The sequence below is a fragment of the Bacillus bingmayongensis genome (assembly GCF_000299035.1).
Taxonomy (GTDB): Bacteria; Bacillota; Bacilli; order Bacillales; family Bacillaceae_G; genus Bacillus_A; species Bacillus_A bingmayongensis.
In genome coordinates this window covers 1,363,382-1,390,365 of sequence record NZ_JH921517.1, presented here as the reverse complement: position 1 = coordinate 1,390,365, position 26,984 = coordinate 1,363,382, and the positions used below count along the sequence as shown (strand labels likewise).

Genomic DNA, 26,984 nt, shown 5'->3' with positions numbered 1-26,984 from the left:
TTCAAATGTTTTTGAAATTGAATAAGTTATGATTCGTATTATAGAATGCTTTTTTAAATACTGTCAACAACTTTTTATTTTATTTTAAAAAAATCCACTCTTTCCCTATAATCACCCTTATCCATTTGTGATTACAATCCCAATACGAATCATTTCGTTTTGAATAGATATTAGTAAATCATTCTCTACTTGGTACTCTGTTAATAATTGTTTAATCTCAATGATTTCACTTTCAAAAGAATTTGCCTCATGCAAGTGTTGTAATAACGAAAAAAACAACTCGCCATAGGCTTCTACATGATATTGCATGTTCTTTTTCTTTTCCAAGATATCCAAAAATAGTTGTTTCATTTCTGCTTGATCGTAACATACTGATGGTGACGAGAAATGACTAAGAATGGTTTGTAATCCTTTTTCTGCAACTTCATCCATACATAATACAAAACGTAAAAACATGACATATTCCCTACCGGTTATAGAACTCATTTTTGGACGTTCAATTAAAAATCCAGCTAACCAAGCTGTCCAAAATTTATGTTGTTCTCTCGCGCTTAATGTTTTCACATAATAACATAAATGTTCCATAAACTTAATTTTGTCATTTTCTGTTTCCTGTATAAAAAGTGGATATAACCAATCTGCTCGCTGATTCCAATATAATACACATTTAATAAATACAAAGCTGAGCCACTTTAAAAATACTTCTTTTGTATGTGGATGCAACAAATATAAATGTTCGACTGCATATTTAATATATCGCCTTATCTCTGTAAATAACGGTAAATTTATTTGTGTATAGCAAAGTCCTGCCCATGCATATTTTATTGCTTTTTCTTGTTTTTTTAAATCGAGATATGGTAACAGATTTTTTCTACACCATTGTTTCTCAATATGATATAAAAATGTTATATCTGCAGTTAATCGTGCAAACATGACATTTGTACTCTGTGAAAATACTCTCATTTGTTCTTCAAATAAAAACAAGTATTCGTGAATATTTCGGTCGTATAAGTGGTCATATGCTAGTAGCTTTAATAATACTGACGTCACCTTTCCAATAGGGTGCTGAATTGACTCATTATAAAAATCATGCTCTTCTATCTTGAAATTCGGATCACTTTTCATTACTTGAGGAAATAAAGAAAAGGCAAAGCGCTTCACAACACGTATACTATCCTCTTGAAATTCTTCTAATCGATTGCTGATTTCATAAAGAAAACTGCTAATTAACCAATGGAAAGACGTATTTCTTACAAATTGTTGCAAGAGCGGAATGATTTTTTGTATTTGTTGATTTGTAAGCTTACGATTATTTCTCCATGCCCTAATACACACAAACCATACTTCATTGCTTATCTTATCTTCCCCTACTAATTGATATGCAAGCGAAATACTCCATTCTGTATTCAATTTACATGCTTTTGATAACATTTCTAAAAAATGACGTTGTTCAAAAATACCATCATGAGAAAAGAGCCTTACCTGTTTCATCATTTCATGGTCTTTCAACTGTAATAGCCCATCAGCCGTTACGTTACATGTAATACTTTGAACGGCATCCTCTACTGGCTTTTCATCGTAACGTTCTGGGGAAAAATGAGGGTGCTTTTGTTTCATTTTTTTATATGCTTGTACTGTACAATTACTATTTGGATCACATGTATAAAGTAAATCCATAACAAGACAAGCATCAAAAGCTCTCTCTTTAACAAGGTGTTTCATAACCTTTTGTAACACCTCTTGCTTTCTTTGCTCCGAAGCAAATAGATAATGCTTCTTTAAAAATTTAAATACTTCATGTCTATATGTAACATGTAAGAGTAACCTTTGTTCTAACAGCCATTTGATTTTTTCATCGTCAGTTACAAATGAATTTTTACTCATCGCAGCTATCGCAATTCGTTTTTGTAATATACTATCTGTTTCGATCATTTGAGCGATATAATAGTTTGCCTGTCTCTTATTATTTTCACATAAATAAGTGAGACATTCTTTTACAATACGAATTAAAAATGTAAAATCTTTTGGCTGTAAATCATGGTCGGAAAATTCGACTGTATTATATGTCACACCGTCTTTTTTCTGCAGTGCAGCCTGTCTTAAAAATAACATTTGGATTTTCTCTAACCCCATGACCATTATTGGGTCGGCAAAATACGCGATATGCTGTTTCATTCTTTCATCCCAAATTCTTTGTACAAACGAATATACGGGAACTGGCAAACGACTTGTCTCCTCTAATTCAATTGAATCTTGCATATCGTGTTCCCATCTTCTGACACGTTTTAATTTAATTTTCCCATCCAAAATAAACGCCAACAATAATACGAAAATTTCTTTATGTTCAGGAAAGGAACATTTATGTAACAAATATGAAACCAATTCTATAGAGCTGCTATTTTTTTCTGCTGTTTCTAATAAAAGTAATGTCCATTTTGCGAATAGTAGCGGTTCAATTGGCTCTTTTGTTTCGTTTAAATACGTACAAATGGTTCGCCATAACAAAGGAGAAACTTTCGAGTGATTTTTATAAATAAGCTGAAATAATTCTTTTTGATGACTAAAAAGAAATTGTTTGACGAGCCACTCAGCCAACAATTCATCCTCTTCATTATGGATAGCGGAAAGCAAAAATAAATTTTGGAGTTTCCCTTCTGCCTCTAACCATTCTACCCACTCGTAATCGCGAGCAAATTCTATAAAATACCGAAGTGTTTCAATTTTTTTTACTGATTGCTTTATATATGATAATTGCTCTTGTTCAACTGATGGCGGGACTGTCACGATATCACGAATCCGCATTCTTTTTGTAATATAATTATCTCCCATTAATTCAGCCCAGCGCTTCACCGCTTTAACAAGTGCTTGATGATTATTTGCCTTATTTGGATAAACAATCGGCCTTACTCCTAAATGCTCCCAGTGATATGTATTATCTCCTTGCGCAACAAATGCATAACGTCTTGTACTCGGCGGTAAACCTGTTGCTAAATATTTCATGACAGGATCATTATGACTATATCCGATGAATAACACCGTATAATTTGAAAATAAATCAACTAAAAATCTTCTTGCCCATCCCTCTGTTAAGTAAGCCCTTCCAAAATCACCATCCGTTAATATTAAATTTTCTTTTTCTTGTTCTACATTGCCATGTATATATGCTAAACCTTTAAACGCTCTACCTGTTGGAAGTGCAGGTGCGTAATATATATTGATATCTCGATTCATTTCCCGAATTACGCTTGTAAAATGCTGATCAAAATTTGTAGTAACGATGCGAACATCAATATCATCTGAAAAAAGCCGTGGAATTGCATAGTGTAATGGATTCGGTTTCGAATTTTTCACATCAACAAGATCTTGTGCAACTTGATGTACATCTTTCGTCTTCGCAACTTTTCCAAGATAATAATCATGCGGTTCCGTATTTTCACGCTTTTCAACATATAAAGCTTCCGCAATTTCATCAACTAAATCATCGAAATTTGGTAAGTTTGATTTCCCTTTCATAGAAACTCCTGCTCCGACAAATAATACAAGCCTTCCTTGTTCAAGGTTATCAAATAGTTCATCTGGAATTTCTACTTCTGAAGTAATCCACATCTGGATCCCCCCTTACCTAAAAATGTCATACACTCTCATTTTACTATAACATTTTTTATTTATTTTTTTAATATTTCGACAAGAGGTTTAACATGAAAAAATTTATTTACATTCATGTACTTCCATAAGAAATGTATGAACTTCTCGTTTTATACCAAAACTATGTAAAAACAGGAGGTGTGCATTTTGAGCAATTTTACAATTGTGCTGATCAAATTTATATCGTGTATCATTGCTTTCGCTATTGGACTTGATTTGTTTTTCGATGCAACAATTGTTGATGTTATTTCTTTTAGTCTGTTTGTAACAATCGTTTCTTATATGTTTGTGGATAAAATCCTTTTAAACCGCATTGGCAATTCCGCTGCTATTATAGCTGACTTTTTGTTAACATATTTAAGTGTGTGGATTTTCGGTAATATTTTATTGGACAATTATATGCAGATCGCATGGGGGAGTATTCTATCCGCTATTGTCTTTACATTATCTGAAGTATTTGTCCATCGTTTTTCTCATACGCATGAAAGGCATAAAGGTGAACGAATTAATATGAATGGCCGATTCGCATATGGAACTGAATTTGCTGAAGAACAAAACATCATAGATAAAGAAAAGAAAAAATAAAAAAGAAGGATGTCATTACCTGTATAATGACATCCTTTTTCTACATTAACTATTCTTCAAATAGTATTGCTTCAAAACAGATTGTGGAACCAATCCGCCACCAGCTACCCACATCTTGTAAACCATTTATTTGTATAGACCTTTTAATAAGGTTAACACGTTTTTACAACAGTTATTCAATGAAATACATCTTTCCGTTCACTTCAAGGGATACTGATGATTGCTTCATCTCTTTCTTTAGAGATTTAGCATATGCTACCACTTCATTAATCGTCTTCTTATTCAAATTTTCCGCAAAACTATACACAATTGTGACTTTTTCCTTAATGAGTTGATTATTATCTCCTACCCAAGCCCCTGTTCCCTCAATAGCGGTAGCTCCTCCAAACATATTAGAGAATGTCTCGAGAGATTTGTTAACATACGGAGTATTATCAATAGGTTGATCTACATTATAAGTCGATGGTACGTAAATTTTTACTACATTATCAAGATGGAATTGTCCTTTTAAAGCATTCGATTCTTGAACCTTAAACGATTCTTGTTGTTCTGCAGCATACACCGTATGCCCTAAAAAAGCGACCAACATAATAGATAGAAACCAATACAAAATCGTTTTCCTTTTCAAGCTTGCCACTCCTTCTTATTTAACTGTTTTGCTGTCAAAACAACGGTGAGTGCTCTATTTATTATTATACATACTTTAATAGAGTTTGAGAGAACAACTTTAATATTGAACTTGATAACGTAACTGTTTTCAACTGTCTTTTTCTGAACACGTTACAATTTGTTAAAATAATATCACCAAATTAATGCTTATAATAGGTTCATCACCGTAAGTTATAGGCTTCGAATTTTCATCATCAATAAAATAACACCGCGGATCTTGATCCGCCTGCTTTCTTCCCTCTTCTACGGCCTTGCTATAATCAGATGCATACTCAATAACTGTTACTCCTTTACTTCGTAACAGCTCCTTTTTCCACTCTTTCGCATCTGCTGACATATGTACGGTTACCCTGAAACCTAACTTTGCGCCCATAATGCCAATACTTAAACCTAAGTTACCTGTCGAACCAACTGCTATTGAATATTGAGAAAAAAATTCTCGGAATGTATCACTATCTAACTTTTCGTAATCATCTTTTTCACAAAGTAAATTATGCTCCACCGCTAACTTTTCTGCATGCTGCAGTACTTCATAAATACCACCACGCGCTTTAATAGATCCTAAAATCGGTAAATTATTGTCACATTTTAATAAAAATACACCTGGCATTTCTTGTTCAAACGCGTTCTCCATATGTTGTTTCATGAGTGGTGTTGCTACAAGTGGTGATTCAATGATACCGCTCATCTCTTTTGTTTCCGGAAAGACTTTTGCTATGTACGGTGCAAAGCGACGCAAACGTTCCTCTGCATCTTTTACATCCTCTTTCGTTAAGACAAAATTCTGCTCCGCTTTTTCATACGAAACATAATTTGGATTCTCCCAAAACACCTCATTTGTCGCTGTTAATTATTGTGAAATACGATACTCTTCTTTCCACACTTGTAATGATTTCCCATTAACAAAACCTATTGACATGCTTCTTCCTCCCAAAACTAAAACTATCTTTCTATTTGTATATCTTTTAAATCTATAATTTCAGCAAACCAACCTAACACTGTATTATGGTGTGCAATAATATCCTCAGCACATAATTGTTCTGAATCAAACGTACTATGTGCATCACGAATTAAAGTTACTTTATACCCTTCACTAAAAGCGCTACGAGTTGTTGTATCCACGCAATATTCCGTCTGCATTCCTGTAATAAGTACATGTTCAATCCCTTCATTTTGTAAAACTTCCCCAAGGTTCGTTTTATAAAATGAATCCGGTGTTTCTTTTTCAATGATTACCTCATTCTCTTTTGACGCAATGGCAGAATGAATACTCCATCCCGGTTTTCCTTTTTCTAAAGGGTGTCCCTTTGGTCCATTATGCTGAACATATATAACAGGAATATGATTTGCACGACATTGCTGAATTAATTCTTTCAATGTTTCTATTAATTTTTGGCCGTTATGTACAGGCATTCCTGCTGTATACATACCTTCTTGTACATCTATTACTAACAATGATTTTTTCAACATATATCACCCTTTCTCTTATTGTAACCCCTTACATAATCACCGTAGTATATAACATCAATAAAATTAAAATTCCGCCAATCAAAATCACTAAATACTTTTATCATCTATACTCCATCATCCAGCAATCTTCTAACTTCCCTTCATGAAGTTCATGTTTTATTAGCCTTTTTATCTTTTGAAACCCACACTTTTCATAGCAATGAACTGCACGTTCGTTACTTACTCTTGGATCCATCGTGATTGCTTCTGCCCCTAACTCATCAGTGATATATGTGATCGCAGCTTGTACGAGCTCTGTACCGATTCCTCTATTCCAATATGTTGGTTCACCAATAAATTGGTCCATGCCCCATATATTTTGATTTTCCATGTACCCGTATAGCTTTTTCCACTCTGAATCTACAGGATAAATTTGTATGTAACCAATTTGTTCTCCAGCGTATTCTACTAAGCATTTTTTTACATTACTTGTTGAATAAGAAATAAACTTTTTGCGTACTTGCTCTAAAGATTGTGGATTATCTCGCCCTTCATAATATTGTAAAACTTCGGGATTTGTTAGCCATTTTGATAGGATTTTTACATCGTTTTCTGTAACATACCTAATAGACATATTTCCCTATTGAAATAGCATACTGCCCCTCCTTATCCATAACACCATAATATTCTAGACCCATTGGATTAACTCCTCTTACTAAACCTTAATCAATAAATTTTTCAAACCACGTAAGTAAATATATACAAATCCGTCTCGACTTCATACCTTCGTATTAGTTCTTTCTAAAAAAATACTACTATTGCTGGATGTTACAGAATCTTCAATTTAGTAATCTATAGATATCAAACCAACTTTGGAGGAATAAATATGTCTAAAGGTTATGATTCAAAAGAACACCAACAAGAAGAAATAAATGAAATCCGACAAACAATCACCGAAATGGAAAGTGCATTTAATGCACATGATGCAAATGAATTAGATCGCCACTTTACTTTAAATGCCACATGGGTCAATGTGCTTGGCAAGCGGCTTTCAGGTTGGAAGCAAATCCATGAAGCGCACAAAGTTCTTTTACCAGGAGCTCTTCGGGATTCATACGCTTGTTATACAGTTGAAAGCATTAAATTTATACGTTCCGACGTAGCTATCACACATATTAGACAATATCCAACAACCTCTGAAGGAGAAATAATAAAGGATGGGCAAGGCAGTCTTGCTATTTATGTGATGGTCAAAGAAAAAGAAACATGGAAAATTGCTGCTGGGCAAAATACGCTTGTTCAATAGCTCTTCACATATCCCCTGTTTAAACTGGAGGTGACGACTCATGTCTCACGTAAATCTGAAAAAAATAACTTCTAAAAACTGGCGGGAAGCCCTTAATCTTTCTGTAAATATTGAACAACAAAAGTTTGTTTCTGAAGTTACACCACCTGTTGCTATTGCACTTGCTAAAGCATATATAAAACCAGACGATAGAATTATCGAACCCTATGGGATTTACAATGAGCATACAATGGTTGGTTTTTTTAATCTACACTACACACTCAATAGTAACGATGACTTTTGGCTTTTTCATTTTTTTATCGATAAAAGATTTCAAAGAAAAGGATTTGGAGCCGCTGCAATAAACGAATTAATTAACCATATAAAAACCGTTCATCCATCTTGCCGTCGTATTCGCTTAACTGTACATCCTGAAAATGATTCGGGTCACAAGTTCTACAAAAAAATTGGATTTACTAATGATAACATTTACACATACGGTGAACTGACATATTCCTTAATTTTAAAGAGGTCTTATAGATGATAATAGGATTATATGAAGCACATTTACCAGTTAGCGATTTAAAGCGTTCGATTGAATGTTACAAAGGACTTGGTTTGGAATTTTCCCATCGCCGTGAAGATAAGGTAGCATTTTTATGGATTGAAAAAAATAAAAGCTGGTTGGGATTATGGGAAACAGACAAAGTAGAACTTGAATATCACCCTTCAATAAGACACATAGCTTTTCAAGTTTCTTTAGACGGGTTAAAAAATTCAGTTGCTTGGTTGAATGAAAAAGGCTTTGAACCTAGAGAAGCATTTGGATTTAAACCAGTTGAACCATTTGTTATAGCACATAGTGGCATTGCTCATGCCAAAATCCATTTTAATGACCCTGATGGGAACAGTTTAGAATTTATATGTAAACTTGAAAATCCTAAAAATATTACAAAGCGTATGTATTTAAGTGAATGGGAACAATTAAATGAATTAAATTAGCACCCTATTCAACTAAAGAGGTGTTAGTTTAACTAAGAATAGGGAAACCTATATAGATTGGGTTTCCTTTAAATTATTATTAAAAATCAATAATAAATTTTAATAGAGCCTTAATAAAAAGAAGAGCACCTTTACATTTTTTAAAGTTACTCTTCTTTTACTCGTTACTATTTAAATTTTAAATACCAGTAAATTGCAACTTCATCACTTTGTTCATTACTGCCTTTATATACAAGAAAATCAAAGCCTCCTATAACAAATCCACAACTCTCATAAAACTTGCATGCTCTAACGTTATTGTTCTGTGTCTCCAGCATGATTCCTGACATTTCACAAGCTTGCGCCCAATGCTTTGCTCGCTCAATTAATCTTTTGCCAACTCCAAGCTGTCTAAACTGCTTATCTACTTTTATATCTTCCACGTAAGCAAAACCATTCCAGTTCCTCTTTAATATAATCATTCCAATTATTTGGTGATTCATAAACGCCAAATAAATTATTTTATCTGGATTATTAACATATTCCCTATAATCTAAATCATCCTCTTGATCCTCTTTATATATATCTTCTGAATAATTTTTCTCATAGCTTGGTATTTCTTGCACTGTGTATTCTATTCGTTGATTCTTCGCTCCTAATGAAAGAACTAGCTTAGAATCAACCGTAAAACTATCATCAATTTCAGGAATTTCATTCAAATCTTCTAATTCTAGTTTCCTAATAAAAATGTCCATCCTTATCTCCTCTAAGTAAAATATAATATATTCCTCATACTAAATATTTATAGCAATAGCTGCAATGAATAAACTAACAATTATGAGGAAAGGCATACCAATCATTGCTCCTCTTAGATGCATCTTATAATCTTTATATCCCTTCATCCCTTCTGTACTAGGAATAACAACAAATCTTGGAGTAATCCAGCAAAATATAAGCCAATCTATAATGAATAAATCAACCAAGTTAAAAATCAGCAAAATTCCAAAAGAATGCAAGAAAGCATCTATAAACAATAATTTCTCATGTTGATTTAGTAAAAAAGTTGAAATCAATGGTGTTCCGAAAAGAATTACATTATATACAATTCCAAAGTATAAAGTTTGTCTTTTTTCATCGATTGTTTTTGGCAAAACAGATTTTTGAATATCTTTAGGATAATCCTTTAACCATAGGCGAGGATTATAATATAATGATCCTAAAATCATAATCGATAGTATAATAGACATGATTATTCCAACGAGCAACATTTGTTCATATTGACCCATAAATTATCTCCCTTCTTACTTGTAATTACCGTAAAAACATTAAGTTACTTATGTAAAGATTCATTCTATTAAAAATCCTATGTATTCCCACATCAGAAAATTAACATAAATCTTTGATAAAAAAACGAAATAACTTTTTCATTTCTATATGTAAAATCACTTTCTTACAGCATCCACTCTTATTTCTTGACATATCATTTCAAACTTCATAAAGTGAAACTCTAATCGTTGTTTTTCAACTTCGCTGATTTTTAGCTCATAAATATTTGGCTAAATTTATATAAATTGACGTAAGAATAGGACTGGTGAAAATAATGAAAATCGAACATATAGCGATTTGGGTAAATGATTTAGAGGCAATGCGCACTTTCTATACACAATACTTTAATGGAAAGGCAAATTCTTTATATCACAATAAAACTAAACAATTTGAATCTTTTTTTATTACCTTTGAATCTGGAGCACGTCTTGAAATTATGCGACAGAACGGAATAGAAGACAAATCTAGTTCTAACCTAATTGGATACGCCCATATCGCTTTTTCTGTTGGTAGCGAAGAAAATGTGAATCAACTAACAAAAACATTAAAAGAAGCTGGATATCCTGTATTAAATGGACCACGTTTCACTGGAGATGGCTATTATGAGAGCGTAATTAGTGATCCAGAAGGAAATCATATTGAGATAACTATCTAGCAAAATACAGTTATTTATTATTTTTTAATTACGAAATACAATAACACCGAAAAAACCGTTCAAAAATTTTGAACGGTTTTACTATCTAATACTATCACGTTTAAAATTTTGATCATTACAGAAATGCTGATTCTATCGTTTTCCTTAATTACAATACTGGCCTACTAAACTCTTTAACTGTTCCATGTTTTCTGAAGATACCTTTTCTGACAATCTTGCCCCAGCAATAATAGGAGCCCATTCCAAAACTTCAGCCCTTGATAAGCCAGCATTTTTGCAATATATACGTAAATACATTTCAGCTAATTTGACTGAAGACTGGGCATACACTAAATATGTTCGATATACATCTGCACGAATATCTCCCAAGCTAGCATCAACCCAGTCAATAATTTTTACGTCATCATTACTCATAATCAAATTAAATGGATGAAAATCTCCATGACATAGCCTATGTTCAAATACCATTGAATCCAATTTTCTTAACAATCTATCCTTTTGTTTCTCATCTATATTCTGTACTAATTAAATTTAACGATGTAGCTTTTCTGACATCGGTTCAAGTAAATCCGAATCAACAACAACAGCATGCACCTTTTGTTGTACATTGACGCAAACACTTATGTAATGCTCAGCTAGTTCCTTATTATTAATTAAGAGATCTCCTACTGTTTTCCCTTTTACATATTCCATTATAATTGCTTGTCTACTATTTATTTCTTTGACTTCTAATACCTTTGGGACGTGAAGACCGCATGAATAAGCGTATTCTTGTTTCTTTGCTTCGTATAACGATTCTGTATTTGGAAAGTGCTTTTTAAACACTTTCACAATTTTATTATCATAAAGATATATCTTTGCTGTATTCCCTATAGCTATTGGATTACATAGGTTCACTTCTTTTCTCTCCCTTAAAATAAAGTTCAACTAATCGGGCTTTTACTGACAGTTGATCCCCCACCTATCTTCTTTTCCTTTGCCGAATTTTGAGGTGGGAGTAATACTGCCCGCGAATAGCGAGATAAATGATAATAATGTCCTACTCTGCATCTCATACATTCCATACAATTGATTTGTAAAAATAATTTTGTTTAATTTTTTGTTGCGCTAACAGGCAAATTAGTTCTACAAAAACCTACACTTAAATCCACTCTTTTCCATGTTCACAAATGAATTTAATATCGTTTTGATAATGCTCAAGATGCCCTTCATCTATCATCTTTTGAAAAGCAATATCACCTTCACTGGCTTTTCTTGTAATCGTTTTACATAACCCTTCTAATCGTAACAATACCATATCCAAATAATTTTTTTCCATTCCCTCATCGTAAGATTCAAAAAACAATCTAACTCTTTGTTTTATACGGTTAGCATGCTGTAATGAATTATAATAAACTTGCTCACCTGTTTCAGAAAAATAAAATCTACTTAAGGGGACGCAAGTATAAAGAGCATAAGCCATATCCCAAAGTCTTGGGCCAGGTCCAGCAACATCAAAATCAATAATCCCTATTGGTCTTTCATGATTAAAAATAATGTTGTACATTGCAAAATCATTATGGCATAGTACCTCAAATTGTTTTGGGGTGTTATCTATCGATTGCCAGCTATCATCAAATGAAAAATCACTCACAGCATCATGATAAAGACGAAGCATTTTCGCTATTTCTATTAAGATATCATCAGACCACATATATTCTTTTAAAGGATAATTACCAGCTTCTCCTTCAATAAATGATAATATCTCTCTTCCTTTTTCATCAATACCTAAAAACTTTGGTGCATAATTGAAACCTTTGCTCTCCAAATGCTTTAATAGCTTATGAATGTTAGGACTATCTGGCTTTAATTCTCGTCGCACAGTACTTCCCGAACGATAAACGTTAGAGACATTCCCTCCTGTTAGCATTTCTTCGTTACCATAGTTTGTCATGTAAATATTCCTCCCTAATATGACTTTCTATAAACCGTAAAACAAATCCTGTTTGTTCAACTAATCGGCGCCAGTAGTTTAATAGTTTTTTCCCTCTAACTTGTACTCTTCCTCCCAATCTATTCCACAAGCTACCGCATGTAATATGCGGATCATTTTTGACCACTTTTTAAAATAATACATTCCTTTCCTTAAGTACTACAGAAACTTTATTATCATTGATCAGTAATGATGGTGAAATCCTTCTTCTACTAAACTTTCCTTTTTAAAATAAAAAAGATCCTGTAAAACAGGATCTAAACAAATTTCAAATCGACAATTACTTTTTCTCCATAATTGCAAAGTAATTTTTCTCATGATCAGCAAAATTAAACGCCCTACCAGACGGCATATTTACAATTTCTCCAACTGTAATTTCTTTCTCAACAAACTCTTTATATAATTTATCGATATCTTCAGTGAAAAACAACATAGATGGTGTACGAAGATTTAATTCAGGCTGCATCTTCGCAATTAATTCTTTATTATGTAGAACAATACTCGTTTCCGCTTTTTCTGTTGGCGCAATTTCAATCCATCTAAACCCTTGACCGTTATTTTCATCTGAAACTAAATAGAAACCTACTTGTTCTGTCCAAAATCGTACAGCTTCATCTTGATTATTTACATATAACATAATTTGACCGACTTTATGAATCATCATCTTTTCTTCCCTTCTTCTACTTCAATTGTATTCAGTATATACGAACTAACGTTCTTTTTAAAGTGCTTTTTGTGTAAACTTCCACATCAAATATTTTAACACGTTGTATTTCTTTCTGAATATCTTGAGACGAGGATTATTAATTAAGGAATAGCCCAAATAACCATAATAACATTATGTAAATTAAATTGTTATATTCTCTCTTTACTTTCAACATGTAGGTCTTGATTTATTACCTTTTTTCTATTCATGTATATTTCTACTACACTACAAATAGGTGCTAAAAGTAAAAGACAACCAATTAATGATAGCTGTCTTTTACTTTTAGCCTTATCATATGGACAAACCTAGCATAATGACTTGTCTTCCAATTTCCACCGAAACCACCGCGCATGACCATCTGTTTCTCCAATAATTTCATTATTTTCTTTTCCATTTATAAAATAATCAAGATGAAGATCTCTATCCCACATGTTGTTATAGAGGTGGAAAACATCACGTTTTGCGCCAATTTCTTTCACTGTATCTATTAATTTATGTTTTACACTCTCTGGTATTTGATTCGCCACATGTGTATGGAAAATACAAATTACAGAGTCCTCTGGAATTTGTTCCACAATTTCTGAAAGAAGAGCTACTCCATCCCCTTCTATCAGTTTCACAGATTGTTCTTTTACACAAGCTGCTGCGTGATCAAACATTTCAAGCCTTTCTTTATGCTCTGGCCAAATAAGGGCACGTAGCCATAAATAGTCTTCTTCATTCTTCAAATCATTCACGTGCAAATCAAGCCCGATCCTTTCTGCAACAGGTGGACTTTGTTGTAAGAAAAATGGCCGATTATCCCCTTTTATTTCTGATTTCAAGTGAACGTTAGAGTCTTTATTTCCAAAGGTTTCTCCTGTTCCATACGAATAACTATATTGATCCCAGAACAATTGTAGACCAGCGCTTGTTCCAATTTCGATTAGTGCTAAAGGCTTATTTGCTTTATGAAACATATAACAAAAACTCGGATATAAATATGTGCACCTTCTTACTTCGTTTGTTTGTACTAGCTTTGTTTTTAAAATATTGATTATCTCTTCCCTATTAATCTGGCAAAAATCTTTAAAATGTTGAAAAGAATGTTCCAGATTTTTTTCTGGAGCGGCAACAAGACTCCTATGGTATTTTTTTAATACATGATCATTTCCTTTTAACAATAAATAATGAACGGCACCAAGTAATAAATTAGGGACTGGCTGACCAAGTTGTGCATGTGATGCTAATGCAAGGGTTTCCTCATCCTCTGAAATTTTTAATGATAAATGTTTGTATAAATCACTTGATCCTTTACATTCTTTTTTTGAAAAGTTTCTAAATAAGTTTGAGATTTGTTCTTGTGTAAGCATTTCTATTCCTCCTAACGAAAGATAGAATAATCAGAATTATTATAACACAAGTGAATTTGGTATATTTCAACAAATAACCCTTTTTACTTATAACCACAAATAGATTTTAAAAATATATCTCTACACCGTTCGGATCTGTTTGTTTCCTTTGGTATAAAGAATGTAAATATACATTTTTCAAATTCGTTTTATTACTACGAATGGTTTCAATACGATTTATTTCTTTTCGAAATAGAAACGAAAGATCCCGTTCTAACCCTGCTTGCTTCGTTGTCATTATAACTTTCTGTAACTCGTCTATACTCCCTCCATCATCAATTACATCAAAATTTGTTTGAAGCTCAATCCGAAACCCATATGGTGTTACAATAAAAGTTCTTCTTTCTCCCTTATTTACTTTCCAATGTAGTTTTTCTGCTTGCTTACAAATGCTTTCGCACTCCTCTTTTGACACGAGAAAACCGATATGATCAAATATAATCTTCTTCCCATAGCCAAATGTGATATTTATCTTGCCTTTTCTAGCTTCAATAATTCGAAAAAGTATCTGTTGATTCCGAAAATCATCCCATGTTAATGGTGGATCAAATTGTTGAAACTCTCCATTATACTTTCCGATTCTTGTAGAAATACGAAAACCACAATTTTTATAAAAGTTCTCCATTTCTTCTAAGTGAGGCGTCCAATAATGATAATGAAATAACATTTACAACTCTCCTCTGCATTCGATATATAATATAATTGTATAAACATAGCGTTATCATTACCTCTATCCAAAGTCTGAATTCTATAATATATCCCTTCATACTTTTGTGGGATAAATCCCCCAAAATCAAAAGAAGTTCATTCCCTTATACATAGGAATGAACTTGCTAAATTAAAAATCATACTTATCAATATTATCCTTCGTAAACACAACGCGCTCTGGCAATACGATAATTCCATTTCCATCTGCTTCGTAGTCATAACCTTGAATAGAATTCGGTTCCACTTTTACTTTACCAATATTCGGAACTTCAAAGCTATCGCCAACTTTTAATTTCTTCCCTTTTACCACAATTTCATTTGCAACATAAGTTGCAAGTGCTCCTTGTTGTTTTACATCCCATAATCCAAATTGCTGAACAGTTCCTCGTTTTACATAATCACGCATTACATTTGGTGTTGAAAATCCCGTCACAACTACTTTTTTATCCATTTTTAAGTTTTCAGCTGCTTGAGCCATTGCTGGAAGTGCCGTTGCATCTGGACAAATTACCGCATTAATATCCGGATACGTTTTTAAAATACTTTCGCCCACCGATAATGATTTTTGTGCATTATTTTCTCCGTACTGCGTCGTTACAATTTCCCAATTTGGATATTTTTCTTTTATAATTTCTTTTGCTTTTGTTACCCACTGATTTTGGTCTGTTACAGTCGGGCTTGAATAGAAGAATGCTACTTTTCCTTTATCTCCAATTTGTGATGAAGTCATTTGAATTAATAGATTTGCAAGTTGCTCCGGCGTTCCTTGGCTTATATAAAATGAACGATCTTTCGGATTTACATCAGAATCCCACGTTAATACTGTCATTCCCTTTTTCTTTGCTCTCTGTAATGATTGCGAAAGTCCATCAACCGATGTAGATGAAACCATTAACGCATCATAGTTTTGATTAATAAAATTATTTATATATTTCACTTGGCCTGATACACTCGCCTCTGATGGTCCATCATACTTTATTTGTACGCCTAACTTATTTCCCATTTCTTTTGCCCCTTCACCACCTGATGTAAAGAAGCCAACTCCTGTTAATTTCGGAATTAAAGCAAATTTTACATCATCGGCTTTTTTCTTATCTGCTGTTTGATTAGAACATGCGATTAAGCCAATGATACAAACGCACATAATCATAAAAATCCCCAGTTTTCTTTTCATGACATTCCCTCCTTATGCAATTTCCTTCTTTTCCACATCTTGAATTGCTGTAATTTGAAATGCCTAATAATAACAGAGAGGATAAGTATGATACCAATAACAACATTTGATTGTTCGTTTGTTAAACCTGTCATTTGTAAACCGTACTGCATCATACCAATAAATATACTTGCTAGTACTGTTCCAACAATACTTCCTTTTCCCCCAGTGATGAGTGTCCCGCCTAATACCACTGCCGTAATAACCGGTAGAATTGCCTCGTTTCCAATATCAGCTCGAGCTGAGCCAAAATATGCTGTTAAAAAAGCTCCTCCTAATCCACCTCCTAACCCAGAAAGAATATATGCGATAATAACTACCTTTTTTGTATGAATACCTGAATATTTAGCTGCCTTTTCATTTGCACCTGTCAATATGACATAACGACCATATGCTGTTCGATGAAGTAAAAGTGTAAACAAAACCGTCAAAACGAAAAGTAACCATACTAAATTAGGAATTCCTATAAAACTCCCATTTGCAAGTTGCACGTAAGAATCCGGTAAACCACCTATCCCTTCATATCCACTGGCATTTGAGCCACCTGAGATAACAAGAGCAATTCCTGAATATAAAAACATCGTTCCAAGTGTAACAACAAGAGGTTCTACATCTGTCGTTTTAATAATCAGCCCATTGATACAACCTGCTAGACAACTGATAAATAAGGCAATAATTACAGCTAAAATAACCGGAGTTCCATTCATCCATAGTACACCAATCAGAATTGAGGTAAGCCCCATAATCGATCCTACAGATACATCAATTCCACCTGTCACAATTACAAATGTCATTGGGATTGCAGCAATCGTAATAAAAATGAAGTCATTCATACTGAAAAGTAAATTACTAATATTAAAAAAAGCACTGTTAAATAAACCAAAGAGAATGAACTCTATAGTAAGTAATACAATTAGAACACCTTCCCATCTTAAAAATCCACGTGCATACTTCATAGATTCATCCTTCTTTCTTCCAACCGTCTTATTCCCTTCCATTTTTTTAAGGTGCTGTCTAATATAATAATAAGTAACAGTAAAAATCCTGATATAGCACTATTCCAAAAAGCAGGTATTTTTAAAAAGACTAGTGAACTACTTATAACTTCTAAAAAAATTGCCCCTAGTGCTGCTCCAAATACAGAACCTGTTCCACCCTTTAGATGAATTCCACCTAGAACAGCGGCAGCAATTACTTGCAACTCAATTCCTGTACCAGTTTGATTTGGCACAAAACCGATATTCATAACAAATATGCATCCTGCAATCCCTGCGCTTATTCCCGAAATAATAAATGCATATATTTTCACCTTGTCTACCGGTATTCCGATGAGTCGTGCCCCATCTTCATTATCTCCGGTAGCATAAAAATATCTTCCAAAAGGCGCTTTCGTTAAAAAGGTATATAATAATAGTAAAATAGCCAAAATGATCCACACTGTAATAGGCAGCCCTAGTATCATGACAGAAGACATCTGTTTATAAGACTGAGGAATATCTTCAATCCATTTGCCACCTGTATATATCAACATCGTTCCTCTAATAATTCCTAACATTCCTAATGTCATAATAATTGCTGGCACACGAAACTTCGTAACCCCAATGCCATTTATCATTCCAATGACAGCTCCAAGCAAGATTGCAGCAATGCTTGAAATTAAAATGCTATTTCCATTTGTCAAAAACATCCCACAAATCGCTGCACTTAATCCCATAATAGAACCGACTGAAACATCAATATTTTTAGTAAATAATACGAACGATTGACCAATAGCTAGTGTAACTAAGATAATACTCGATTTCATAATTAAAGAAAGCGAACTAAACTGAACAAAACTAGGATTAATAATTCCTACAAGGGCTATGTAAATAAGTAATAAAATGATAATGGATGTTTCATGCATTTTAAATAGATTTGAAAAACGTATCATTCCGTTACACCTTCCCTTCCTCCATATGCGAGACGTGTAACTTCATCTATACAAACTTCCCCTTTCTCCAAATGAGAAACAAGTTTTCCATTCCTCATCACATATACACGGTTTGCTAATTGAACAATTTCTTCTACATCTGAGGAAATCAATAAAATTGCAAGTCCTGATTGTTTTAAACTTTGAATTGCCTCATACACTTCTAATCTTGCTTTCGCATCAATCCCGCGCGTTGGTTCATCAAGAATCATTAATTTAGGTTCACAAGCAAGATATTTAGCTAATACAACTTTTTGTTGGTTTCCCCCTGATAAAGATGTCATTTTTTCATCCTTACTGGAAACGACTATCCTAAACTTATGAATATACGCTTCTGTTAAAGCGCTTTCTTTTTTGTGGTTTAAGAAAAACGTACTGAGTCGATGTAAAGACGCTGACGTTATATTTTCTTTAACAGATGCAATTGAAAAGATACCATTACCAGCCCTATCCTCTGGAACATATACCATCCCTTCATCTAATCGTCTACTCGTCGAATACTTCGCAACAGACTTTCCTTCTAATAAAATAGCTCCCGACAGTACAGGCCTGAGCCCATATAATGCTTCTGCTAATTCCGTTCTACCTGATCCAACAACACCAGCAATTCCTACAATCTCTCCAGCATGTACGATTAGTGATATATTATGAAATGCATAACTCGACAAATTTGTTATCTCTAATACTCGTTGAGAAAGTTTTATCGCTTCTTGAGGTGCCTCTTTCTGCTCCTCTTGTTTATAATCTTTTGGCACTAATCCCTCCATTAACATGTCATATGTATAGTCTGATACATCCCCTTGCCTCACAATTATTCCATCTCGTAAAATAGCTACTTTATTCGCAATTTCAAAGATTTCCGGAAACCGATGCGTAATATAAATCATCCCGATTCCCTTTTCCTTTAAGCTTTTCATCAACACAAAAAGACTCTTTATTTCATGAGTTGTTAATGTCGATGTTGGCTCATCTAAAATAAGAATCTCAGCTTCTCTTATTAGTCCCCTTAATATTTCTACTAATTGTTGCTGCGCAATTGATAATGAACCTCCAAGCTCATTAAGCCTTATACTCCATCCCAAACTCTTTATCAACTTTTTTATCTTTGTACGAAGCTCTTTTTTTCCTGTTTTTATCCCGATACATATATTTTCTTCAATTGTCATATGAGGAAAAATTAACGGTTCTTGTGGAATTAAATAAATACCATTATGATGAGCTTCCGCTGGATTAGAAAAACTTTGTATCTCACCTTTCACATACATTTCTCCAGCATCATAAGAGTATAAACCTGTTAATATCTTCATCAATGTTGATTTCCCAGCACCATTTCCGCCTACTAAAGCATATACATCTCCACGTTCTAATTCCAAAGTAACCTCTTTTAATACAAGTTGGTCTGAAAATGATTTACTAATTTGTTTCACCTCTAATAAGGGCACGTTCTCCACATCTTGTCACCCTCCTTTATACAGAACAATTTTTGAGAAACTGATTTTTTGTTCTACTTGTTTTGTAGCATTGTATATCCCTTTTTTCATATCTAGAACATATTTTTCTTGAACACATTTCCGCTCTCTATGGGTATAAACAAAAAATCCGACACATATGTTTAAGCATCGGTCAATTGTTGAAAGGGATGAAGAGCATGTCACAGCTGAACTTTGAAGAAAACTTGTTAACAAAAGTAGCCTGGTATTACTATAAAGATCATCTAACGCAGCAGGAAATCGCTTCATTGCTTCATATTTCACGAAATAAAGTCGTTCGGTTATTAGATAAAGCACGTACTGAGGGCATTGTTACCTTTCATGTAAAAGGTACCGGTTTACATTGTTTAAGTATTGAACGTGAACTGATTAAGACATTTCATTTGAAAGACTCTTTCATTATCCCTACCCCAATGGAAAATCGTCCCTATTCTTTAGGAAAAGCCGCCGCACAGTATTTAGAAACACATCTGCAACAAGGAGATTTACTTGGCATCGGCTGGGGAGAAACGATATCAAAAATGCTAGAAAATATCCATTTCGAATCATCTATGCAACCTTCTATCGTTACACTTACAGGTGGCGTAAATCACTATCTTCCTAGGAAACAAAGTTATATAAATCACGTACAAGGAGAGCTCCATATCATTCCCACACCATTTTTGGCATCTACAAACGAAATGGCGCAGAGCATCCTTTCAGAACCATCAGTTAAAGATATGCTCCATGTCGCTTCACTTGCTAATACAGCAGTGGTCGGTATTGGCGGTTTATCTCATGATGCAACGATTGTAAAGGAAGATAAAATAACACTTCGTGAAATGACTTATATACGAAGTCAAAATGGTGCTGGAGATATTCTAGGGCAATTTTACAATACACATGGAGAATTGCTAGAACTTCCACATCACAATCGGCTAATAGGTACACCTCTTTCTACCCTTCGAAAGATGAAACATGTAGTCGGTGTAGCTGGAGGTGAAGAAAAAATAGATGCAATTTACGGGGCCTTAAAAGGTGGATTCATTCATACATTGATTACCGATGAGGAAACAGCCCTCTCTCTATTAAGAAAGGAAGGTGAATCCTAATGTCTTCTCTATTAGCTTACGACGCAGGTACCGGTAGTATCCGGGCTGTCCTTTTTGATTTACAAGGAAATCAGCTTGCTGTGAGTCAAAAAGAGTGGGTTCATAAATCAGACTCTCGTTATCCTGGTTCTATGAATTTTGATGTGATAGAGAACTGGAAACTCATTCAAGAGTGTACAAAAGATGTACTCCAAAAAAGTAACATATCCCCTTCTTCTATTAAAGGAATTAGTGCAACGAGTATGCGCGAAGGATTTGTTTTATATGATAAAGATGGGCAAGAAATATGGGCATGTGCAAACGTTGATGGCCGTGCTTCTTCTGAAGTAAGTGAGTTAAAACAAATTCGTTCAAATCTTGAAAAAGATGTATATGCAAAATCAGGGCAAACCTTTGCATTAGGCGCTTTACCTAGATTACTTTGGATCAAAAAGCATCAATCGGATATATACGATAAAATCCATTCTTTTACAATGTTAAACGATTGGATTCTCTATAAGTTGAGTGGTGTACTGCAAATAGACCCCTCAAATGGATGTACGTCCGGTATTTTAAATTTGCAAAATAGAACTTGGGAGAATTCGATTGCTGAAGAATGTGGTCTAACTTTAACATTTGCTCCAAACGTAAATGAGGCAGGTACAGTTATTGGCCATGTAACAAAACAAAGTGCAGAGTTAACAGGGTTACATGTAGGAATACCAGTAGTTGCTGGGGGCGGAGATGCCCAAATGGCTTCACTCGGTTCGGGAGTCGTAAATCCTGATCAAACATTTATTTGCGGAGGGAGCTTTTGGCAACAAGAAGTAAATATAACAAGTCCAAAAACCGATCCAAACGCTCAAATTCGCGTCAATTGCCACGCTATCCCTACACTTTGGCAATATGAAACAATTGCTTTTTTCCCTGGACTTGTAATGAGATGGTTTCGAGATGCCTTTTGTCAGGAAGAAAAACGACTTGCAGATGAGCTTGGTGTGGATGCTTATGAATTATTAGAAGAGCAGGCAAAACAAGTACCTGTAGGATCTTACGGTATTATCCCTACCTTTTCAAATGTAATGAATTATATCTCATGGCGCCATGCTGCACCTTCTTTCATCAATTTAAGTTTGGATGCTAATAAATGTGGGAAGAAAGAATTGTTCCGTGCAATTGAAGAAAATGCTGCATTTGTAACACTCGGAAACTTAAAATTAATAGAATCATTAACAGGAAAATTCCCTTCTGAAGTAATATTTGCTGGGGGTGCTGCGAAAGGCAAACTATGGCCGCAAATTATTGCGGATGTTCTCGGGATTCCTGTCAAAGTACCAGTTGTAAAAGAAGCTGCCGCTTTAGGTACGGCAATCGCGGCCGGAGTTGGTGTCGGCATATATGACTCTATGGAAGCACCTTCTCATAAATTTGCAAAATGGGAAAGCACATATGAACCGAATACTGAAAATCACAAACTCTATCAACGATTCTATCAAACTTGGAGATTGGTTTATAAACAACAACTTCCGCTAGCAGATGAAGGTGTTACATCACATATGTGGATTGCACCAGGTGCACTGTAACACATTACATAAAGGAGTGAATAATATGCTCAAAGTAAATGAAGAGGATTTCTCCTATCGTTTTGGTAACCATGGTCCCAAATATTTAGTAAAGGGCCCTAACATTGACCTTGGGGTTGTAGTCATTCAGCCTGGGCAAGAGTTTCAAAATCACTATCATACTACATGTGAAGAAATTTTTTATGCGTTAGAAGGTGAAATTGATTTTTATATTGATAATAAAAAGGTGCCTATAAAACAAGGTGACGTCTTACAAGTTCGCCCCCACGAATCTCACTATCTCATTAACCATTCCGACCAAATCTTTAAAGCTGTTTTTATTAAATCACCACATTTACAAGAAAAAGATTCGGTGCAAACAGAAAATCCAAAATTAACGAAGGAGTGATTTAAATGACTTGGGGATTTCAAAATCGATTAAATACAATATTACCTGATGGAAAGGCTGTTATGTTAGCGATAGATCACGGTTACTTTTTAGGGCCTATTCACGGATTAGAGCAACCACTAGAAACAGTAAAGAATTTACTCCCTTATACAGACTCCCTTTTTTTAACGCGGGGTGTACTCAATTCCTGCATTCCTGAAAACTGCAAAACACCAATGGTTTTACGTGTTTCAGGCGGTGCAACTGTCGTGGGTAAAGATTTAGCAAATGAAACAATTGTTACACCCATTAAAGAAGCACTGCGGCAAAATGTAGTCGGAGTCGGTGTCTCTGTTTTTGTCGGTTCAGAATATGAAACACAAACTGTTACCAATTTAGCTAATGTTGTTTCTGAAGCACATGATTACGGTTTACCCGTTCTCGGTATTACAGCTGTAGCAAAGGAACTTCAAAAACGAGAAGCTCGCTTTTTAGCACTCGCATCACGCGTATGTGTGGAAATGGGAGCCGATATTGTTAAAACGTATTACTGTGAAGGCTTTGAAAAAATTACGAGCACATGCCCTGCCCCAGTCGTCATTGCAGGTGGACCAAAATTAGACTCGATTGAAGACGCATTAACAATTACATATCAAGCATTGCAAGAAGGTGCTATTGGAGTTGATATGGGCCGGAACATTTGGCAGTCTGAACATCCGGCTGCGATGATTCAAGCGATACATGGTATTGTTAAAAATGGGTTAAATGTGAGAGAAGGGCTAGAATTGTATGATGAAGTAAAAAATTAAATAAAAATTAAGTACATCACTTATATAGTGGTGTACTTTTTTATTTATTAGACCTCTAAATGACCGCATTTACTACCACAACTATGCAATAGGGTTAATTATTTACAGCAACAAAAATGTTGCACTATAAAATGTAGACTGATGATAAGGTTTCATATCATAAAAAAATTTTTATTAAAATAAATAGTAAAAACCAAACTAATATTGCATGTAAATATTAGTTTGGTTTTTATGAATTTACATCAAGAGAGGCAATCTATTTCACTCATCTATATCGCTTTATACAAATAAATTTTCCAAGCGGATGTCTTTGATGTAAACACTTTCTCAAGGGATAGATTGTTTTCTACTGCATTTTCAATAGGGACAGCAGAAAACATGTATCGACCACCCATTTTTTTAAAATGCTCTATATTTAGTTGTAAATTTTCCAAGCGTTTTTTCAAGTTTTTCTTAAACATATAGTGTTTTCCAAGTTCATCGGTGAAAATATAACAGCGGCCACCCCACTCGTCAAAATACGTACGAATCGTTTTATTTTTCGCTAGTTCCTTCTCGATTATTTTTCGAAATTCATATTTATATGATAGCGGATAAAAATTGTTATATGTATCAAGTGTATAGAATCCGTTGTACTGAGCGATAGCAGGATGTAAACCAATACTAGCGACACGGTACTGCTCCAAAGGTAAACCGATATACTCTTTTATCTCCTGAAATTGTTTTTCTGCAAAAAATTCCTTTACTGAAGGTTTACTTTGAAAAATAATTTCCTCATTAAAAAAGCTTAGCAAAATAATTTGAGCTATCACAAAACCTGTCACAGCACGTTTCCACATTTCCCCTTGTAACCATAAAACTTTTAATCCAAGAGCAAATAAAACATAAATAACTAACGGGCGCAAAAAATGATAACGTGCAAAATTAAACGTATCCAAAACGTGAAAACGTTTTGTTAATGGAAGCCAACCTTTATAAAACCAAAAAGCATACCAAATTGACAATGCTATATTAAACCAGAACAAAAAAACAAAAACTTTTTCTTGCTTCCATCGCCTCTTGAAAATGATAAAATACAATGCAATAAATATGACAGGTAAAATAACAAATGTATGGACTGTCATGACATGGTTATGTCCTAAAAGAAAATTTTTCACTGTAAGACGGAGAGACCGCCATAACGATAATCTTGCATGAAAATATTCATCTCTGCTGTTAGGTGCAGTGGATAAGAAGAAGGAAGATACTAAGCGATATTCTACAATCATGTATATGAGCGTCATATAAACAATTGAAAAAAGAAAACGAAAGTTCCATTCTTTCTTTATTACTACGTCCACTAACCAAAGAATCCCCATCCCGCTTAAAAAGAAGAAAAAACCTAAAACAATACTTGAATATAGAGGAATAAGAGTGAGTACGAAATAGTTCTTCCACGACCTTTCCCCTTTTCGAATATTTAAAAATGCCCAAAGTGCAAGAGGCATTCCGAGAGTACTAAGCATTCCTGACGGCCAAAAAGGAGTAAGAGCAAAAGCCAATGAAACTCCAACCGAAATGACCATCCATTCCTCTCTAGGTAAAAAATGATGTTTTAAAAGAATATACATCCCTATAAAAGCAACCACTCTTGTAATCGTCTGACTTAATGCATACGCAACCATATTTGGAAAAAGAGCATACAACCAAACAATACCACTAAATTCCGTGCTAAATGCGTTTCTTGATAATTGATTGTTTATCACCTGTGGAATTGTAGCATCAATCGGACCTATTATCTTCCCGCTCCTTGCCAACACCTTATACCAGGACAAATTGGAATCAAGATTATCATGAACGCGAATATGCGCATTTTCTCCAAGAATAAATAAAGGAGACAAATAAAGAATGAGTATAATTGCTGCAAAAACAAGTAACTTTTTTTCTTGGTTGTTCTGGATTGAAAACATTCACTACACCTCAAGAAATTATTAAAAAGTTTACTTATAAAATTTCCGAAACGAAAGAAATTATCCCCTTGGTAATCAAGTTGCTATCAATTTTTTACAAACAAGAAAATTCTTATCTAAATGATAAAAAGGATTGTGGCAGTGAGATACACATGCTACAATCCTTTTTATTATATTTAAGATGTATTTGTTTTTTCCTTATTGTATAAATTTACATCATCTTCTTCTATATTCACAGTCTCTTTTACAACATAAATTGGTCGGTTCTTACTTTCGTCATAAATACGAGCGACATATTGACCAACAATACCAAGACCGAGCAGTTGCATACCGCTGAAGAATGTGATGGCAACCATAAGAGAAGCCCATCCAGTTTGGATGTCTTGTCCAATAATTTTAACGATAACTGAGTATATTAAAACTGCAATAGAAATTAATACAGAGATTAAACCTAAAGTCATAACCATTCTTAGTGGCTTTGTAGAAAATGCGATAATACCATCTGAAGCAAATTTAATCATTTTCTTTAATGGATACTTCGTTTCACCCGCAAAACGTTCATCTCTTTCGTATTCAATATATGTTTGGCGGAATCCAATCCAAGACATCATTCCACGTACGAAACGATTTCGTTCTGTCATTTGTTTGAATACATCTGCTACTTTACGATCGATAAGGCGGAAGTCACCTGTGTCTTTAGGAATATCCATATCAGACATGTAATTTAAGAAGCGGTAGAAATATTTAGCTGTAACAAGTTTAAACCAAGTTTCACCGTTACGCTGTTTTCTTTTCGCATAAACAACCTCATAACCTTCTTCCCATTTTGCAATAAGTTCTGGGATGACTTCAGGTGGATCCTGTAAATCAGCATCAATGATTACGATAGCATCACCTTTGGCAACATCAATTCCTGCTGTTACAGCTATTTGATGTCCAAAATTACGAGCAAAGTTTACGATTTTAGCACGAGGATCTTTGGCTGAAATACCTTTTAAAATTTCCATTGTCCGATCGATACTACCATCATTTACAAAGACAAATTCATAATTAATATTATTTTGTAGTGTAACAGACTTTAAGCGATTATAACACTCTTGTGCTACTTCTTCTTCAAAATACATAGGAACGATGATTGAAATAAGTTTCTCCAAGTTTTTAT

General features: G+C 34.1%; 26 protein-coding genes and 2 pseudogenes. 9 read left to right on the top strand and 19 right to left on the bottom strand.

All coding sequences use genetic code 11. From position 1 onward, the window contains the following. Positions 1–117: 117 nt before the first annotated feature. A complete protein-coding gene (locus tag Y7E_RS0114175) occupies positions 118–3,606 on the bottom strand; it encodes a DUF4020 domain-containing protein (protein ID WP_017151922.1) in 3,489 nt (1,162 codons plus the stop codon). Between the two features lie 186 nt (positions 3,607–3,792). Here Y7E_RS0114175 and Y7E_RS0114170 point away from each other — a divergent pair, with 186 nt between their 5' ends. Further along, positions 3,793–4,230 (top strand): YndM family protein, encoded by a 438-nt coding sequence (locus Y7E_RS0114170; RefSeq protein ID WP_017151921.1) that lies wholly within the window; start codon positions 3,793–3,795, stop codon positions 4,228–4,230. Between the two features lie 172 nt (positions 4,231–4,402). On the opposite strand, the gene Y7E_RS0114165 is transcribed toward Y7E_RS0114170, so the two are convergent. From Y7E_RS0114165 to Y7E_RS0114145, 4 genes and pseudogenes are all read right to left on the bottom strand, one after another. Continuing rightward, positions 4,403–4,867 carry a DUF3574 domain-containing protein gene (locus Y7E_RS0114165; RefSeq protein WP_237741376.1) on the bottom strand — a complete coding sequence of 155 codons (465 nt, stop codon included), beginning with the start codon at positions 4,865–4,867 and terminating at the stop codon, positions 4,403–4,405. 195 nt (positions 4,868–5,062) lie between these two features. Continuing rightward, positions 5,063–5,818, bottom strand: a pseudogene (locus Y7E_RS29860) (D-serine ammonia-lyase); the annotation flags it as partial. A 23-nt stretch (positions 5,819–5,841) separates the two neighbouring features. Then, positions 5,842–6,366 (bottom strand): cysteine hydrolase family protein, encoded by a 525-nt coding sequence (locus tag Y7E_RS0114155; protein WP_026049213.1) that lies wholly within the window; start codon positions 6,364–6,366, stop codon positions 5,842–5,844. Positions 6,367–6,469: 103 nt separating this feature from the next. Next, entirely contained in the window at positions 6,470–6,982 is a 513-nt protein-coding gene (locus Y7E_RS0114145; RefSeq protein ID WP_017151916.1) for a GNAT family N-acetyltransferase, read from the bottom strand. A 252-nt stretch (positions 6,983–7,234) separates the two neighbouring features. On the opposite strand from Y7E_RS0114145, the gene Y7E_RS0114140 reads away from it, so the two are divergent. Genes Y7E_RS0114140 through Y7E_RS0114130 form a run of 3 tightly spaced genes read left to right on the top strand, consistent with a single transcriptional unit; the run spans position 7,235 to position 8,635 of the window. Continuing rightward, the gene (locus Y7E_RS0114140; RefSeq protein ID WP_017151915.1) at positions 7,235–7,654 is read left to right on the top strand and encodes an SgcJ/EcaC family oxidoreductase; all 420 of its coding nucleotides are present in this window, start codon (positions 7,235–7,237) and stop codon (positions 7,652–7,654) included. A 40-nt stretch (positions 7,655–7,694) separates the two neighbouring features. Continuing rightward, entirely contained in the window at positions 7,695–8,177 is a 483-nt protein-coding gene (locus tag Y7E_RS0114135) for a GNAT family N-acetyltransferase (protein WP_017151914.1), read from the top strand. Further along, positions 8,174–8,635 carry a VOC family protein gene (locus Y7E_RS0114130; protein WP_017151913.1) on the top strand — a complete coding sequence of 154 codons (462 nt, stop codon included), beginning with the start codon at positions 8,174–8,176 and terminating at the stop codon, positions 8,633–8,635. The genes Y7E_RS0114135 and Y7E_RS0114130 overlap by 4 nt, the downstream gene beginning before the upstream one ends. Positions 8,636–8,802: 167 nt before the next feature. On the opposite strand, the gene Y7E_RS0114125 is transcribed toward Y7E_RS0114130, so the two are convergent. Together Y7E_RS0114125 and Y7E_RS0114120 are read right to left on the bottom strand one after the other, a co-directional pair. Beyond that, the gene (locus Y7E_RS0114125) at positions 8,803–9,369 is read right to left on the bottom strand and encodes a GNAT family N-acetyltransferase (RefSeq protein WP_017151912.1); all 567 of its coding nucleotides are present in this window, start codon (positions 9,367–9,369) and stop codon (positions 8,803–8,805) included. 39 nt (positions 9,370–9,408) lie between these two features. After that, positions 9,409–9,900, bottom strand: coding sequence for a hypothetical protein (locus Y7E_RS0114120; protein WP_017151911.1), 492 nt, complete (start codon positions 9,898–9,900; stop codon positions 9,409–9,411). Positions 9,901–10,214: 314 nt separating this feature from the next. Here Y7E_RS0114120 and Y7E_RS0114115 point away from each other — a divergent pair, with 314 nt between their 5' ends. Continuing rightward, positions 10,215–10,595 carry a VOC family protein gene (locus Y7E_RS0114115; protein WP_017151910.1) on the top strand — a complete coding sequence of 127 codons (381 nt, stop codon included), beginning with the start codon at positions 10,215–10,217 and terminating at the stop codon, positions 10,593–10,595. A 144-nt stretch (positions 10,596–10,739) separates the two neighbouring features. Here the strand turns inward: Y7E_RS0114115 and Y7E_RS29855 are convergent. From Y7E_RS29855 to Y7E_RS0114070, 10 genes and pseudogenes are all read right to left on the bottom strand, one after another. Continuing rightward, positions 10,740–11,492 (bottom strand): annotated as a pseudogene (locus Y7E_RS29855) (phosphotransferase family protein). 244 nt (positions 11,493–11,736) lie between these two features. Next, positions 11,737–12,528 (bottom strand): phosphotransferase, encoded by a 792-nt coding sequence (locus tag Y7E_RS0114105; RefSeq protein ID WP_017151907.1) that lies wholly within the window; start codon positions 12,526–12,528, stop codon positions 11,737–11,739. Further along, positions 12,512–12,694: a hypothetical protein gene (locus tag Y7E_RS34410; protein ID WP_237741375.1), complete on the bottom strand. Its 183-nt coding sequence runs from the start codon at positions 12,692–12,694 to the stop codon at positions 12,512–12,514. Before Y7E_RS34410 ends, Y7E_RS0114105 begins: the two co-directional genes overlap by 17 nt. A 153-nt stretch (positions 12,695–12,847) precedes the next feature. After that, the gene (locus Y7E_RS0114100) at positions 12,848–13,228 is read right to left on the bottom strand and encodes a VOC family protein (protein WP_026049212.1); all 381 of its coding nucleotides are present in this window, start codon (positions 13,226–13,228) and stop codon (positions 12,848–12,850) included. Between the two features lie 350 nt (positions 13,229–13,578). Next, positions 13,579–14,625, bottom strand: a complete 1,047-nt coding sequence (locus Y7E_RS0114095) for a DUF2332 domain-containing protein (protein ID WP_017151905.1) — start codon at positions 14,623–14,625, stop codon at positions 13,579–13,581. 106 nt (positions 14,626–14,731) lie between these two features. After that, positions 14,732–15,331 carry a hypothetical protein gene (locus Y7E_RS0114090; protein WP_017151904.1) on the bottom strand — a complete coding sequence of 200 codons (600 nt, stop codon included), beginning with the start codon at positions 15,329–15,331 and terminating at the stop codon, positions 14,732–14,734. A 171-nt stretch (positions 15,332–15,502) separates the two neighbouring features. Continuing rightward, positions 15,503–16,546 (bottom strand): autoinducer 2 ABC transporter substrate-binding protein LsrB, encoded by a 1,044-nt coding sequence (gene lsrB, locus Y7E_RS0114085; protein WP_017151903.1) that lies wholly within the window; start codon positions 16,544–16,546, stop codon positions 15,503–15,505. Then, positions 16,543–17,541: an ABC transporter permease gene (locus Y7E_RS0114080; protein ID WP_017151902.1), complete on the bottom strand. Its 999-nt coding sequence runs from the start codon at positions 17,539–17,541 to the stop codon at positions 16,543–16,545. The genes lsrB and Y7E_RS0114080 overlap by 4 nt, the downstream gene beginning before the upstream one ends. Continuing rightward, entirely contained in the window at positions 17,538–18,515 is a 978-nt protein-coding gene (locus tag Y7E_RS0114075; RefSeq protein WP_017151901.1) for an ABC transporter permease subunit, read from the bottom strand. The genes Y7E_RS0114080 and Y7E_RS0114075 overlap by 4 nt, the downstream gene beginning before the upstream one ends. After that, positions 18,512–20,005: a sugar ABC transporter ATP-binding protein gene (locus Y7E_RS0114070; protein WP_017151900.1), complete on the bottom strand. Its 1,494-nt coding sequence runs from the start codon at positions 20,003–20,005 to the stop codon at positions 18,512–18,514. The genes Y7E_RS0114075 and Y7E_RS0114070 overlap by 4 nt, the downstream gene beginning before the upstream one ends. Positions 20,006–20,184: 179 nt before the next feature. Between Y7E_RS0114070 and Y7E_RS0114065 the strand changes: the two genes are divergently transcribed. From Y7E_RS0114065 to lsrF, 4 genes are read left to right on the top strand one after another with little or no spacing between them, the layout of a single operon-like run. Further along, positions 20,185–21,135, top strand: coding sequence for a sugar-binding transcriptional regulator (locus Y7E_RS0114065; protein WP_193352111.1), 951 nt, complete (start codon positions 20,185–20,187; stop codon positions 21,133–21,135). After that, positions 21,135–22,697, top strand: coding sequence for an autoinducer-2 kinase (gene lsrK, locus Y7E_RS0114060; RefSeq protein ID WP_017151898.1), 1,563 nt, complete (start codon positions 21,135–21,137; stop codon positions 22,695–22,697). Before Y7E_RS0114065 ends, lsrK begins: the two co-directional genes overlap by 1 nt. 25 nt (positions 22,698–22,722) lie before the next feature. Continuing rightward, complete coding sequence (locus Y7E_RS0114055; protein WP_017151897.1) at positions 22,723–23,085, top strand: cupin domain-containing protein; 363 nt, start codon at positions 22,723–22,725, stop codon at positions 23,083–23,085. Between the two features lie 5 nt (positions 23,086–23,090). Continuing rightward, complete coding sequence (lsrF, locus tag Y7E_RS0114050; protein ID WP_017151896.1) at positions 23,091–23,873, top strand: 3-hydroxy-5-phosphonooxypentane-2,4-dione thiolase; 783 nt, start codon at positions 23,091–23,093, stop codon at positions 23,871–23,873. A 269-nt stretch (positions 23,874–24,142) separates the two neighbouring features. Here the strand turns inward: lsrF and Y7E_RS0114045 are convergent, their stop codons facing one another. Both Y7E_RS0114045 and Y7E_RS0114040 read right to left on the bottom strand, forming a co-directional pair. Further along, a complete protein-coding gene (locus Y7E_RS0114045; RefSeq protein WP_017151895.1) occupies positions 24,143–25,822 on the bottom strand; it encodes a DUF6044 family protein in 1,680 nt (559 codons plus the stop codon). Between the two features lie 176 nt (positions 25,823–25,998). After that, positions 25,999–26,976, bottom strand: coding sequence for a glycosyltransferase family 2 protein (locus tag Y7E_RS0114040; protein WP_017151894.1), 978 nt, complete (start codon positions 26,974–26,976; stop codon positions 25,999–26,001). Positions 26,977–26,984: the final 8 nt, after the last annotated feature.

Excerpts from the sequence above, each read along its gene's own strand:
- Y7E_RS0114095 (WP_017151905.1), bottom strand. The coding sequence starts at position 14,625 with ATGCTTACACAAGAACAAATCTCAAACTTATTTAGAAACTTTTCAAAA.
- lsrF (WP_017151896.1), top strand. The coding sequence starts at position 23,091 with ATGACTTGGGGATTTCAAAATCGATTAAATACAATATTACCTGATGGA.
- Y7E_RS0114120 (WP_017151911.1), bottom strand. The coding sequence starts at position 9,900 with ATGGGTCAATATGAACAAATGTTGCTCGTTGGAATAATCATGTCTATT.
- lsrK (WP_017151898.1), top strand. The coding sequence starts at position 21,135 with ATGTCTTCTCTATTAGCTTACGACGCAGGTACCGGTAGTATCCGGGCT.
- lsrB (WP_017151903.1), bottom strand. The coding sequence starts at position 16,546 with ATGAAAAGAAAACTGGGGATTTTTATGATTATGTGCGTTTGTATCATT.
- Y7E_RS0114080 (WP_017151902.1), bottom strand. The coding sequence starts at position 17,541 with ATGAAGTATGCACGTGGATTTTTAAGATGGGAAGGTGTTCTAATTGTA.
- Y7E_RS0114100 (WP_026049212.1), bottom strand. The coding sequence starts at position 13,228 with ATGATTCATAAAGTCGGTCAAATTATGTTATATGTAAATAATCAAGAT.
- Y7E_RS0114140 (WP_017151915.1), top strand. The coding sequence starts at position 7,235 with ATGTCTAAAGGTTATGATTCAAAAGAACACCAACAAGAAGAAATAAAT.
- Y7E_RS0114045 (WP_017151895.1), bottom strand. The coding sequence starts at position 25,822 with ATGTTTTCAATCCAGAACAACCAAGAAAAAAAGTTACTTGTTTTTGCA.
- Y7E_RS0114125 (WP_017151912.1), bottom strand. The coding sequence starts at position 9,369 with ATGGACATTTTTATTAGGAAACTAGAATTAGAAGATTTGAATGAAATT.
- Y7E_RS0114175 (WP_017151922.1), bottom strand. The coding sequence starts at position 3,606 with ATGTGGATTACTTCAGAAGTAGAAATTCCAGATGAACTATTTGATAAC.
- Y7E_RS0114105 (WP_017151907.1), bottom strand. The coding sequence starts at position 12,528 with ATGACAAACTATGGTAACGAAGAAATGCTAACAGGAGGGAATGTCTCT.
- Y7E_RS0114145 (WP_017151916.1), bottom strand. The coding sequence starts at position 6,982 with ATGTCTATTAGGTATGTTACAGAAAACGATGTAAAAATCCTATCAAAA.
- Y7E_RS0114135 (WP_017151914.1), top strand. The coding sequence starts at position 7,695 with ATGTCTCACGTAAATCTGAAAAAAATAACTTCTAAAAACTGGCGGGAA.
- Y7E_RS0114090 (WP_017151904.1), bottom strand. The coding sequence starts at position 15,331 with ATGTTATTTCATTATCATTATTGGACGCCTCACTTAGAAGAAATGGAG.
- Y7E_RS0114130 (WP_017151913.1), top strand. The coding sequence starts at position 8,174 with ATGATAATAGGATTATATGAAGCACATTTACCAGTTAGCGATTTAAAG.
- Y7E_RS0114115 (WP_017151910.1), top strand. The coding sequence starts at position 10,215 with ATGAAAATCGAACATATAGCGATTTGGGTAAATGATTTAGAGGCAATG.
- Y7E_RS0114075 (WP_017151901.1), bottom strand. The coding sequence starts at position 18,515 with ATGATACGTTTTTCAAATCTATTTAAAATGCATGAAACATCCATTATC.
- Y7E_RS0114055 (WP_017151897.1), top strand. The coding sequence starts at position 22,723 with ATGCTCAAAGTAAATGAAGAGGATTTCTCCTATCGTTTTGGTAACCAT.